This window comes from Campylobacter lari (genome assembly GCF_004357905.1).
In the GTDB taxonomy this organism is placed as follows: Bacteria; Campylobacterota; Campylobacteria; order Campylobacterales; family Campylobacteraceae; genus Campylobacter_D; species Campylobacter_D lari_D.
This window is the reverse complement of sequence record NZ_SMTT01000003.1, coordinates 97,646-110,485: the sequence shown is the minus strand read 5'-3', so window position 1 is coordinate 110,485 and position 12,840 is coordinate 97,646. Positions and strand designations below refer to the sequence as shown.

Here is a 12,840-nt window from a genome sequence, read left to right as displayed (position 1 = left end):
TTTTGTTATGATACAATTTTTTAAGTTAAAGAAAGCTATAAAATTTAAGGAAAGAAATGACACTTTTAGATGGTAAAAAGCTAAGTGATAAGTTAAAAGAAAATTTAAAACAAGAAGTATTAGAACTTAAAGCTCAAAGTATAGAGCCTTGTTTGGCTGTAATTTTAGTAGGCGAGGATCCTGCTAGTGCTACTTATGTGGGTTCTAAAGCAAAAGCTTGCGAGCAATGTGAAATTAAGTCTTTAGTTTATAAACTTGATGTAAATACAACTCAAAATGAGCTTTTGGCTTTGATTAATACTTTAAATCATGATGATAGTATAGATGGAATTTTAGTTCAACTTCCATTGCCATCGCATATTAATAAAGATATAATCTTAGAAAGTATTAACTTTAATAAAGATGTAGACGGCTTTCACCCCTTTAATGTCGGAAATTTAAATCTTAATTTAAAAGGTGGTTTTTTACCATGTACACCTTTAGGCGTTATGAAAATTTTAGAACATTATGATATAAAATTACAAGGAGCTAGTGTAGTTGTAATAGGAGCTTCAAATATAGTAGGCCGTCCTATGGCCACTCTTTTGTTAAATGCTAATGCTAGTGTGAGTATTTGTCACATTTATACAAAAGATTTAAAAGCTTATACAAAAAATGCTGATATTGTTATCGTAGCAGCAGGTTGTCCAAATCTTTTAAAAGAAGATATGGTTAAAGAAGGTGTGGTGGTAATTGATGTTGGGATTAATAGAGTTGATGGAAAAATAGTAGGCGATGTCGATTTTGAAAATGTTAGTAAAAAAGCTAGTTATATCACTCCTGTACCAGGTGGAGTAGGGCCTATGACTATTGCTATGCTTTTAGAAAATACTATAAAATCAGCTAAAAATAGGATAAAAAAATGAAATTTTTGAAGAAAATTTATAAATTTACACAATCTTGGACGGGAACTTTAGTAGTTGTTTTATTGATTATATTTTTCTTTATACAAGCTTTTACTATACCAAGCGGTTCTATGAAAAATACTTTATTAGTAGGGGATTTTTTATTTGTAAAAAAATTTTCTTATGGTATTCCAACCCCGCATATTCCTTGGGTGGAAATTCCTGTTTTACCTGATTTTAATAAAAATGGACATTTAGTAAGTGGTGAAGGTCCTAAAAGAGGGGATATTGTGGTATTTAGATATCCGCATGAGCCAAAAATCCACTATGTAAAAAGATGTGTGGCCAAAGGCGGAGATGAAGTAGTTTTTGCAAATAAAACCTTATATGTGCGTATGGTTGAGGGTGATGAACATATGAAAGATTATTATCCTAATAAAACAAAAATCATAGGCGGAAGACTTTTTGTAAAAGAGCCTTTTGTGGAAAAAGGAATACATTATGATTCTAGAGTGGATATAGACAGTGTATTTTTTCGCTATTTAAATTTGGGGCAATTTGCTATGAAGCCTGCTTCTTTTGATGAATTAGGTGCTAATAATATTTATGGTTTTAATGCTTATTATTATAAAGTACCTGAAAATGAATATTTTATGATGGGCGATAACCGTGATCATTCTAGCGATAGTCGATTTTGGGGAAGTGTAGATTATAAATATATAGTTGGGCAACCTTGGTTTATTTATTTTTCATGGGATGAAAATAAAAAAGTTAGATGGGAAAGAGTAGGGCGTTTAGTTGAAACTATAGAAAAAGATGAACGCTTTATTCATCATAATGAAAGCGACATAGAAGCTTTAGAATAATTACCCAAAGAAACAAATAAAAATAGTTTGTGTAGAAAATGTATAGTTTCTACACAAAATTTTTTAAAAATATACAATCTTGATTTTACTCGTAGAATTTTTTAAGCTCCAAGTTGTAACAATTACAAAAATTAAAATTAGTATAAGATAAAAGGATAGAAAATGCTAAGCCAAAGATCTCAAAATTTAGGAGAATCCTTAACTTTAGTAATGACTGATATAGCCAAAACTTTAAAAGCAAATGGTGAGAAAGTTATTAGTTTTTCGGCAGGTGAGCCTGATTTTGATACTCCAGAAATCATTAAAAAAGCAGCAATTGAAGCTATTGAAAAAGGTTGTGGAGCTTATACGCCAGTTGTGGGTATAAAAGAAGTTATAGAGGCTATACAATATAAATTTAAAAATGATAATAGTTTAGATTATAAAACAAGTGAAATCATTACCAATGTTGGTGCTAAACATTCTTTGTTTATGGCGATTGAGTGTTTAGTTGAAGAAGGTGATGAGGTTATTATTCCAAGTCCTTATTGGGTGAGTTATCCTGAAATGGTAAAATTTGCAGGCGCAACTCCTGTGTTTATAGAAGGTGAGGCAAAAAATGGATTTAAAATCACCCCAGAACAATTAAAACAAGCTATTACTTCAAAAACTAAGGTTTTGATGTTTAATTCTCCATCAAATCCTACAGGAGCTATATATTCTAAAGAAGAAATAAGTGCTTTAGCTAAGGTTTTAGAAGGAACTAAAATAGTAGTTTTAAGTGATGAAATTTACGAAAAATTAGTTTATGATGGAGAATTTTGTGCTTTTGCACAAGTTAGTGAAGATGCTTTAAATAGAACTGTAAGTATTAATGGTCTTAGCAAATGTGGTGCTATGCCAGGGTGGCGTTTTGGATACATGGCAAGTAAAATGAGCGAGTTTAATAATGCTGTTAAAAAACTACAAGGGCAAAGTACATCAAATATTTGTTCAATCATCCAATACGCAGCTTTACCAGCCTTACTTGGAAAAGCAGATAATGATATTGAAATGATGAGACAAGCCTTTTTAAAGCGTAGAGAATTAGCTTGTGAAATTTTAGCCAAAAGCGATAAGTTAAAATTAGAACAAATTCCACAAGGAGCTTTTTATTTATTTATATCTTGCAAAGAAGTTGATAATGATTCTATGAGATTTTGTAAAAGACTGCTAGAAGAGCAAAAAGTAGCTTTGGTGCCAGGTATTGGTTTTGGCATGGAAGGGTATTTTAGGCTCTCTTATGCAACTAATGAAAAAGATATTATTGAAGGTTGTGAAAAAATCGTTGAATTTGTAAAAAACTACTAATTTCTTAAGCCTGTTAAAAACAGGCTTTCTTTCAAAAAAACTTATAAGCAAGTCTTTGGTATGATTATGCAAAAAATATAGGAAAAATAATGGAATTTGAAGTTCAATATAAAAGTGCAAATGCTAGAGCTTGTCGTATAAAAACTACACATAGTGAAATTTTAACTCCTATTTTTATGCCCGTTGGAACTTTGGCTGCGATTAAAAGTTTAGATGCTGTTGATATGAGTGAGATTTTAAATACAAAAATTATTTTAGCAAATACTTATCATTTGTATTTAAGGCCTGGTTCTAAAGTGATTAAGCAAATGGGTGGCCTGCACGGTTTTAGTAAATTTGAAGGCTCTTTTTTAACAGATAGTGGAGGTTTTCAAGCTTTTTCTTTAAGTAAAAATTCAAAACCTGATGAAAAAGGTATTCAATTTAAAAGTCATATCGATGGAAGTTTGCACTATTTTACCCCACAAAGTGTTTTAGATGCACAATATGATTTTAATTCAGATATTATGATGATTTTAGATGATTTAGTGGCCTTACCTGCAAGTAAAGAAAGGATAGAACTTTCTCTAAAACGCACTATAAAATGGGCAAAAGAAGCTATTGATTATCATAAGTTAAAACAAAGTCAAGGTGTGGGAATAGGGCAAAATATCTTTGGTATTATCCAAGGTGGGACTGATTTTGAAGCTAGAAAAATTTGCTCTCAAGCACTTTGCGAGATGGATTTTGATGGACTTGCTATAGGTGGATTAAGCGTGGGAGAAGAAAATGAGGCTATGTATGATACGGTTGAAGCTATGATGCCTTATGTGGATAACAATCGCCCTAGATATTTAATGGGAGTTGGCACGCCTGAAGATTTAGTAGAAAATGTAGCAAGAGGTGTGGATATGTTTGATTGCGTGATGCCAACAAGAAATGCAAGAAATGGTACTTTATTTACTAGCTTTGGAAAATTTAATATCAAAAAAGCAGAATTTATCACTGATCATGCTCCTATAGACGGCAAATGTTCTTGCTATACATGTAAGAATTTTTCAAGGGCCTATTTAAATCATTTATTTAAAGCCAAAGAATTAACCTTTTTTAGACTTGCAAGTATTCATAATTTACACTATTATTTAAATTTGGTCAAGCAAATGCGTGAAGCTATTATTAAAGATGAATTTGAAAATTTTAGAAAAGAATTTTATAGGCAAAGAATGTGTTAAATGATACTTTAAAACAAATTATTAGCAATATTAATATATCAAATGCTTATTATGAATTTGATGATTTTGATATTTTCACTCTAGATATAACTAAAAATTCTAAAAGTGTATTTGTTTTTAAAGAAAATCAAATTTTTGAGTATAAAGATGAAAATTTGATTTTATTTTCTAATACGGAATTTATAGCTATATTAAAAGAAATTTTGCAAAATGAAAAAGAAAAAAATAATACCATTAACCTTTCTATAGAAAAAAGAGAGGAGTTGATTTTAGAAAATAAAAAAGTAAAGAATTTCTTGACAAAATATTTTATATTAAAAGTCAAGCTTAGTAAAAGTTATAACATGGTTTCTTCTGTTTTAGAGGCTTGTAAAATTTGTCATAGTAAGCATCATTTTATAAAGAAAAGTTTAAAAACAATTATTTTAAATTTAGCTGTTTTGGAAAAAAATATTAAAGAAAATATATCAAGATTAGAAGGGATTTACACTTATATTAATACCGCAAGAAATGAAAAAATAAATAAAAATATTTACTTTTTAAGTATTATGTCTGCAATTTTTTTACCTTTAAATTTAATCGTTGGATTTTTTGGTATGAATACCAAGAATTTATTTTTATCTGAAAATGAATACGGAACTTACTATATTTTAGCTGTGATTTTAACGATATTTTTTATTTTATTTTTATGGTATCAATTTAAAGATAAAAAAGAATTGGATTTGGATGAATTTTCTGTAAAAAAGAAGTAAGTGGTACGCCCAAGAGGATTCGAACCTCTGACCTTTTGAACCGCAATCAAATGCTCTATCCAGCTGAGCTATGGGCGCAAAAATAAAGAGTAATTTTATCAAAAAATTCTTAAAATTAGCAAAAATAAATATTTTTATAGAATTTTTATATTTTTATGCTAATCTTCTTTTTAATATTTTAGCTTAAGGCAAAGTCATGATACATAAGATTTTAATAGCCAATAGAGGTGAGATTGCAGTAAGGGTAATCCGTGCTTGTAGAGATTTGCATATACAAAGTGTTGCTATTTATACTGAACCTGATTATGAGTGTTTGCATGTAAAAGTTGCTGATGAAGCATATAGAATAGGAACTGATGCCATAAGAGGGTATTTAGATGGTAAAAGAATAGTTGAGATTGCTAAAGCTTGTGGAGCTGATGCTATACATCCTGGATATGGTTTTTTAAGTGAAAATTATGAATTTGCAAAAGAATGCGAAGAAGCAGGGATTATCTTTATAGGTCCAAAATCAGATGTTATCCGCAAAATGGGTAATAAAAATATAGCAAGATATTTAATGAAAAAAAATGGAATCCCTGTAGTTCCAGGTACTGAAAAATTAAATCATTGTACATTAGAAGAAATCAAACTCCAAGCTTTAAAAATAGGCTATCCTGTAATTTTAAAAGCTAGTGGCGGTGGTGGCGGTAGAGGCATACGCGTAGTACATAAAGAAGAGGATTTGGAAAAATCTTTTGAAGCATGCAAAAGAGAAGCGCTAAGTTTTTTTAAAAATGATGAAGTTTTTATGGAAAAATATGTTATTAATCCAAGGCATATTGAATTTCAAATTTTAGCAGATAATTATGGTAATATTATTCATCTTTGTGAAAGAGATTGCTCAATACAAAGAAGACATCAAAAAATCATTGAAATAGCACCTTGCCCAAGTATTTCAGAAAAACTAAGAAAAACCATAGGAGTTACTGCAGTAGCTGCTGCAAAAGCTGTAGGTTATACGAATGTTGGGACGGTTGAGTTTTTACTTGATGATTATAATAGATTTTATTTTATGGAAATGAATACAAGAATTCAAGTAGAACACCCAATTACTGAAGAAATTACGGGGATTGACCTTATCACAAGACAAATTCGTATAGCAAATGGGGAAATTTTAGATCTTGAGCAAAGCGATATAAAACCAAGAGGTTTTGCGATAGAAGCTAGGATTACAGCAGAAAATGTATGGAAAAATTTCATTCCAAGTCCAGGTAAAATTACAGAGTATTTTCCAGCTTTAGGGCCATCTGTGAGAGTGGATAGTCATTTATATAAGGACTATACTGTGCCACCTTATTATGATTCTTTACTTGCAAAATTAATTGTTAAGGGTTCAAGTTATGATAGTGCAGTTAATAGACTTGAGAGAGCTTTGAAAGAATTTGTGATTGATGATATTAGAACAACTGTTCCATTTTTGATTGCAATTACCAAAATAAGAGAATTTAGAAGAGGGTATTTTGATACTTCTTTCATAGAAACACATATGGAAGAGCTTTTGGAAAAGACAGAAGATAGACACCAAGAAAATAAAGAAGAAGTAATTGCTGCTATAGCTGCAGCCTTACAAAAGATAAAAGAAAGTAGGCAATCATGAGTTTTTTAGATGAATTAAAAGATATAAAAAAAGCACTTCAAAAAGAACAAAGTCAAACAAAAAAAGAAAAGGTTAAAGCGAGTAAAAGCGGAGTTAGTATGAAAAATACTGACTTAGATGCTATACAAAAAGACTTAGCTAAGCAAAATGAAGATAAAAAGCAAGAACAAGAATTTGAAGATATGTTTTTAAAAGAAGAGCGTTTAGCTAATGAATTTATGGAATTTGTAAAAAATAGTGATATTAAAAAGATCTAATGAATAATATTATTGGTTTTTGTACTTTAGAAGAAGAATGTCCTTATCTTGAAAATAGATATTGTAGAAATGAGTATAATTATATATCTTTTATTAACAAAGCACAAAATCAAGAATTAGTTTCAAGAGGTTGGCGTCGCTTTGGTTCATATTTTTCAAGACCAATATGTAATGATTGTAATGAATGTCAAAATTTGCGTATTTTGGTAGAAAATTTCCATTTTAGTAAAAGCTATCGTAGGGTTTTAAAAAAAAATATAGCTACTAAAATAATCTTACAAAAACCTTCTTTAAGTGATGAGCATTTATTGCTTTATGAAAAATACCACCATTATCAAAAAGATAAAAGAAATTGGAAAATTTATGATTTAAATTTTAGAAAATATTACAATCTTTATGTAGATAATGCAGGTACTTTTGGATATGAACTTGATTTTTATATAGATAATAAGTTAGTTTGTGTTGATTTGATTGATATTTTAGAAGATGGAATTTCTAGTATATATTGTTTTTATGATCCTGATTTTTCACATCTAAGTCTTGGAAAATACTCGCTTTTAACAGAAATCAAGCTTGCGCAATTAAAAAAATTAAAATATATTTATTTAGGATATTTTGTAAAAGGGTGTCAATCTTTATCGTATAAAGCCGATTATAGTCCAAATGAAATTTTAAAACACACTAGTGCTTTAGATGAACAGGCATTTTTGTGGAGTTAGGTTTATAGAGAGGATTTTATGCAAGTAGTGCAAACTTTAGAATCTGTTAGTGTTAATACTGATGATTTTTTAATGTTTAAATATTTTCAAGATCTTATCCGTAAAAATTTTTCTAAAGTCATAGGAAATAAAAATAAAACCCTATCTTTTTTTGTGGAAAATGAAATTCCTCAAAGAAGATATTTTTTAAAACTTGTTAATCACAAGTATAAAAAAAATACTGGAAACCAAATCGATAATCTTGCTTTTGCGCATTATAAGACCTTTAAATTAAATCTTGCTCAAGCAAATACTTTAAAGCCTGTAATCTTTGCTAAAATAGGTTTTGCGCAAAAAAATATCTTAATAACTTTAAGTTCTAATGAAAAAATGTTTGCTGTATATTTAGAGCAATATTTTAAAGATCATAAAAGCATGTATGATGAGAAAAATTGTATTTTTTCAGTAGAATACAAAGATGATAATACTTTAAATCTTTTAGAAATTTTAGCAAGCGTAAATGAGCATTTAAAATATTGTGTGGATTTTACAATCAATGAAACTCAACTTTTAGAATTTAGAAATAAAATGAAAAATAAAGCCAATACTAATTGGAAATTTAATGCTTTGGCTAAACTTTTTGAGAATTATTTCCAAACTTTAGGATGTAATTCTAGTGATGATTTTGCTACTATTAGACAAAATTATCTTAATTTAGTTAAAATTTATCATCCTGATCGCCATCAAGGTAAAAGCAAAATCGAACAAGCTTATTGTCGTGAGGAATTTGAAAAAATTCAGCTTGCTTATGAGAGTTTAAAATCTTTATATAAAAACAATACATAATCTCCAAATAACATCATTTTAAGTTGCAATTTATTAAAATTAATTTTTATAAAATTCTAGGAAGAAATTTTGGTTGCTGATAGAAAATTATTTTTTTTAAGTTGCATTCTAATAACTATAGGGATACTTTTTTCATATTCTTTAAGTGCTTTTACTGTGCTTTATTTAGAATATAATGAATTTCATTTTTTCATCAGACAGCTTTTTTTTGGACTTAGTGGTATAGCTATTATTTATTTTGTTTCAAGATTAAATCCTGATAGTAAAATGGCACATTATTTAATGATAAGTGTTTTGTTAATCTCTTTTTTATTTATACTTATTTTGCCTTTTTTACCTACCTTTCTTGCTACTGCAGCAGGTGGTGCTAAAAGGTGGATCAGGCTTGGTCCTTTATCTATTTCTCCTGTTGAATTTTTTAAGATAGGTTTGATTTATTTCCTTGCTTGGTCTTATACAAGAAGAATTGATGATAGCAAAAAAGCAATCAAACACGAAGTTTTAATTTTAATTCCTTATTTTATTTTAGCTGCTTTTGTTATTGGCTATATTTATATGACACAAAATGATTTAGGCCAAAGTGTTATCTCTTTTTTCTTGGTTTTTGCTTTAGCATTTTTTGCAGGAGCTAGTAAAAGACTTTTTGTTTTTGGCGTGGTTATTGTTGGAATGATTGGGGTTTTGGTGATTTTAAGTAATCAAAGAAGAATTCAGCGTATTTCTGCTTGGTGGGGAAATATCCAAGATGCGTTTTTACCTTTTTTTCCTGATTGGCTAGCAAGTGCTTTAAGAGTAAGCCATAACTCAGAACCTTATCAAATTTCACATAGTTTAAATGCTATAGCTCATGGTGGATTTTTTGGAGAAGGGTTGGGTCTTGGAACTTTTAAATTGGGATTTTTAAGTGAGGTGCATACGGATTTTGTTTTATCAGGGATTACTGAGGAAATAGGATTGTTAGGATTAAGCATTATATGTTTGATTTATTTGATGGTCATACTTAGAATTTTTAGAATTGCTGGGCGTTGTGAAAATAAGGTCCATTTTTTATTTTGTTCAGGTGTAGCTTTACTTTTATTATTTTCATTTTTTATGAATGCTTTTGGAATTATTTCTTTAACTCCATTAAAAGGAGTTGCTGTGCCACTTTTAAGTTATGGCGGCAGTTCTATGTGGTCTATTTGTCTTGGAATAGGTTATGTTTTAATGATTAGCAAGAAGGTAAAAATTTAAACTCATTAATTAAAATATATAAAAATTAACTTAAATAAAAAATATTCTATAACAACTCTTTACAAAAAACTTTTTTCTGCTATAATTATGCTCACATTTATTATAAAGGAGGCGGATATGAAGAAATACAGGCGTTTAAACACATTATAATCATTTATCAATTTTATTTTAATTTTAACAAAGGAAAAAAATGAAAAAAATATTATATGTTGTTTTAGCGTTATTTGGTATATTAGCTTTAGGTGCTTGTTCAAGCGATAAAAATCAAGCTAGTGCTTCTGGTGAAAAAGTTTATAAAGTAGGTATAGCTGCAAATTATCCTCCTTTTGATTTTATTAAAGATGCAAAAATTACCGGCTTTGATGTTGATTTATTGGAAGAAATTGCTAAAAGAGAAAATTTAAAACTTGAATGGGTAAATATGAGTTTTGATGGTTTAATTCCTGCCTTAAAAGCTGGAAAGATTGATATGATAGCTTCTGCTATGAGTTCAACTCCTCAAAGATTAGCAAGTATGGATTTTAGTGATACTTATTTCAATACTAAAAATTTATATTTAAAATTAAAAACAGATTCTAGTATTAGCGATAAACAAAGTTTGGAAGGTAAAAAAATAGGTGTTCAACTTGGAACTATTCAAGAAAGTGCTGCTAAGACTATTCCAAATGCTCAAGTGGTTGCAAGTGAAGAAATGTTAGCAGCAATTTTAGCTTTAAAAGCTGGCAAAGTAGATGCAGTTTTAACGGATAAAGATATTGGTAAAGGTTATTTAAAAACTAATGAAGAGCTAGAAGCATTTTTAGAAGAAAATGATGGAAGTTCAGGGTTTTGTATAGCTTTTGATAAAGGAAAACAAAGTGAGCTTGTTCAAAAAATTAATGCAGGTTTAGAAAAAGTTAAAGCTGATGGTACTTACCAAAAAATCGTAGAAAAATACGATTTACAATAATTAACTTAAAGCCTTGATACTTATATTCAAGGCTTTAAAAAAATATTCCATATCTTCTTTTGTATGCGTATAATGAAAACCCACTCTTAGCCAACCTGGTTTAGATTTTAATTCTTGATTGTCTTTTAGATTGAGTAAATCATGCCCATAAGGTCCTGCACAAGCACAACCTGCTCTTGTTTCTATCTTATAAGTTTTACTTAGTTTATAAGCTAAATCAAAAGGAGAAATTCCTTCTATATTAAAAGCAAAAATAGGTAATCTATTAGTGATATTTTTTGCATATAAGATCATTTTTGGAAAATTTGTACATTGTTTGAAAAAATATTCACAAAGTTCTTTTTCTTTTTTTTCTATATTTTTTAAACCTATTTCATTGCGTATTTTAAAAGCCAAACTTGCTCTAATAAGCTGAATAATTCCAGGTGTGCCACCTTCTTCTAAATTTTCAACTTCGCATAAATATTGTTGAGATGTTCTTGAAACATAGCCCACAGTTCCGCCTGCTGCAAAGCTAGGGGTATTGCCACATAGATTTTTTTTGATAACAAGTAAGCCACAAGATCCTACACCTCCAAGTAGTTTATGAGAGCTAATAAACACTGCATCATAAAATTTAGGATCTAAATTAGCATAAGGAGCTAAAGTGGAAATATCAAAAGCAACTATACCGTTGTGTTGTTTGATTAAAGTGTAAATTTTTTTATAATCACTTAAAATTCCTGTAACATTAGAAGCTGCATTAAAGCTTGCTATGATTTGTCTGTTTTTGGATTTTTGTAATAATTTTTCTAAAAAATTAAAATCTAATTCTCCATTTTTATCTAAGGGCACTCGAACGCATTCACACAAAGCTTCTCTAAATGAAAGTTCATTAGAATGGTGTTCATAGGGTCCAACTATAACCAAAGGTAAGGTATTTTTGTCTGTATTTTTAAAATATTTTTCTTTAATAAGTGGTGGTATATATAGACCTAAAAGTTCTTGAAATTTTTTTATAGCTGCTGAAGATCCATTCCCACAAGCTATAAGAGCAAAACTATCATCTAATTCAAGGTATTTTTTTAAATTTATTCTTGCGTTTTCATAATGCTGTTGTGTGATAAAAGAATTTAAAGAGCTATCTGAATGTGTATTTGCATAGGTGGTAAGAATTTTTTTAATTTCTTTTTCTATGCTTTTTAGTGCTAAAGCGCTAGCTGTAAAATCAAAATAATATATTCCTTTTTTTAAAATAATATCTTGTTTTAGTTTTTCAATATCCAAAAAAAATCCTCTAATTTTTTGTTAAAATTATAACATACAAAATATTTATTTTAAGGATGTGATTATAAAATTTGGTGATTTTTCAAAACGCTGTGAAACTTTGGAGCTTGAAAGTATTTTTGATTTTTATAGTATTTTTGATGAGTTTGAATTTGATTTGAAATTAAGTTTATATGAAAATATCTTAAATGTTTTTATTTTGAAAGCCTTTGATATTTTAGCTTCTTTAAATTTAGATGAGAATGCTTTAAAAGCTTTGAGTGTTTTAAGTAAAAACGATAGAAAACGCTATTCTATTAATAAATCTATTCCGCATTTTCAGGCTCTAGGACTTATTAATAAACTTTTAGAGAAAAATATTTTGATCTTAGAAAAAAGTCAAGAAAAGCCAATTATAAAAAACAAAAGACAGAAAGTTAAAAAAGAATTACGCTCTTATAATATACAAGATAAGGTTGTTTTTAAAAATCAAGGATTAAGATTTTTCTTTTATTTTATATATCCTAAACTTAATTTAATCGCGATGAAAAAATACAATGAATTAATAGAACTTATCCAAGAAAATTTGGAAAAATACCAAAGTTTTACTTTTGAACTTTTATGTAAAGAATTTTTAGCAAAAAAACTTAAAGTGGATCAAGTGTATAGTTTTTGGAATTATTATCATGAAATAGACTTGTATTATCATGAAAACAATTTTTGTGTTTTAGGTGAAGTTAAATTTAAAGAAAGAAAAATATGTAAAAATGTTTTAAATATTTTAAAAAGTAAAGCAAAACAGTTGCAAATTCAACCTAATTTATATGTGCTTTTTTCAAAGAGTGGCTTTAGTAAAGAGCTTATTTTAAATAAGGAGCGTAATTTGCTTTTATATACTTTAGAAGATTTTCAATTTTTAATTAAGGATTAA

Annotated in this window: 13 protein-coding genes and 1 tRNA gene; 12 read left to right on the top strand and 2 right to left on the bottom strand. The window is 28.5% G+C overall.

The window, feature by feature from the left end:
* Positions 1-56: 56 nt before the first annotated feature.
* The 5 genes from folD to E2O22_RS03725 all read left to right on the top strand — a co-directional run bounded on the left by folD (position 57) and on the right by E2O22_RS03725 (position 5,042).
* Positions 57-905: a bifunctional methylenetetrahydrofolate dehydrogenase/methenyltetrahydrofolate cyclohydrolase FolD gene (gene folD, locus E2O22_RS03745; RefSeq protein ID WP_133319286.1), complete on the top strand. Its 849-nt coding sequence runs from the start codon at positions 57-59 to the stop codon at positions 903-905.
* On the top strand, positions 902-1,750 hold the full coding sequence (gene lepB, locus E2O22_RS03740) for a signal peptidase I (protein WP_133319285.1): 849 nt from the start codon (positions 902-904) through the stop codon (positions 1,748-1,750). Before folD ends, lepB begins: the two co-directional genes overlap by 4 nt.
* Positions 1,751-1,912: 162 nt before the next feature.
* A complete protein-coding gene (locus tag E2O22_RS03735; protein WP_133319284.1) occupies positions 1,913-3,079 on the top strand; it encodes a pyridoxal phosphate-dependent aminotransferase in 1,167 nt (388 codons plus the stop codon).
* Between the two features lie 89 nt (positions 3,080-3,168).
* Positions 3,169-4,290 carry a tRNA guanosine(34) transglycosylase Tgt gene (tgt, locus tag E2O22_RS03730; RefSeq protein WP_133319283.1) on the top strand — a complete coding sequence of 374 codons (1,122 nt, stop codon included), beginning with the start codon at positions 3,169-3,171 and terminating at the stop codon, positions 4,288-4,290.
* Complete coding sequence (locus tag E2O22_RS03725) at positions 4,284-5,042, top strand: CorA family divalent cation transporter (protein ID WP_133319282.1); 759 nt, start codon at positions 4,284-4,286, stop codon at positions 5,040-5,042. The genes tgt and E2O22_RS03725 overlap by 7 nt, the downstream gene beginning before the upstream one ends.
* A gap of 1 nt (position 5,043) precedes the next feature.
* Here the strand turns inward: E2O22_RS03725 and E2O22_RS03720 are convergent.
* Positions 5,044-5,120: transfer RNA gene (locus tag E2O22_RS03720), tRNA-Arg, on the bottom strand.
* Positions 5,121-5,238: 118 nt separating this feature from the next.
* Here E2O22_RS03720 and E2O22_RS03715 point away from each other — a divergent pair.
* The 6 genes from E2O22_RS03715 to E2O22_RS03690 all read left to right on the top strand — a co-directional run bounded on the left by E2O22_RS03715 (position 5,239) and on the right by E2O22_RS03690 (position 10,664).
* Positions 5,239-6,681, top strand: coding sequence for an acetyl-CoA carboxylase subunit A (locus E2O22_RS03715; RefSeq protein WP_133319281.1), 1,443 nt, complete (start codon positions 5,239-5,241; stop codon positions 6,679-6,681).
* Positions 6,678-6,938 (top strand): hypothetical protein, encoded by a 261-nt coding sequence (locus E2O22_RS03710; protein ID WP_133319280.1) that lies wholly within the window; start codon positions 6,678-6,680, stop codon positions 6,936-6,938. Before E2O22_RS03715 ends, E2O22_RS03710 begins: the two co-directional genes overlap by 4 nt.
* Entirely contained in the window at positions 6,938-7,657 is a 720-nt protein-coding gene (locus tag E2O22_RS03705) for an arginyltransferase (protein ID WP_133319279.1), read from the top strand. Before E2O22_RS03710 ends, E2O22_RS03705 begins: the two co-directional genes overlap by 1 nt.
* An 18-nt stretch (positions 7,658-7,675) precedes the next feature.
* On the top strand, positions 7,676-8,482 hold the full coding sequence (locus E2O22_RS03700; protein WP_133319278.1) for an adenylosuccinate lyase: 807 nt from the start codon (positions 7,676-7,678) through the stop codon (positions 8,480-8,482).
* A 69-nt stretch (positions 8,483-8,551) separates the two neighbouring features.
* Positions 8,552-9,715: a putative lipid II flippase FtsW gene (gene ftsW, locus E2O22_RS03695; RefSeq protein ID WP_133319277.1), complete on the top strand. Its 1,164-nt coding sequence runs from the start codon at positions 8,552-8,554 to the stop codon at positions 9,713-9,715.
* 190 nt (positions 9,716-9,905) lie between these two features.
* On the top strand, positions 9,906-10,664 hold the full coding sequence (locus E2O22_RS03690) for a basic amino acid ABC transporter substrate-binding protein (RefSeq protein WP_133319276.1): 759 nt from the start codon (positions 9,906-9,908) through the stop codon (positions 10,662-10,664).
* Here E2O22_RS03690 and E2O22_RS03685 read toward each other — a convergent pair whose 3' ends face one another.
* A complete protein-coding gene (locus tag E2O22_RS03685) occupies positions 10,665-11,930 on the bottom strand; it encodes an aminotransferase class V-fold PLP-dependent enzyme (protein ID WP_133319275.1) in 1,266 nt (421 codons plus the stop codon).
* A 58-nt stretch (positions 11,931-11,988) separates the two neighbouring features.
* Between E2O22_RS03685 and E2O22_RS03680 the strand changes: the two genes are divergently transcribed.
* Positions 11,989-12,840, top strand: a complete 852-nt coding sequence (locus tag E2O22_RS03680) for a DUF234 domain-containing protein (RefSeq protein ID WP_133319274.1) — start codon at positions 11,989-11,991, stop codon at positions 12,838-12,840.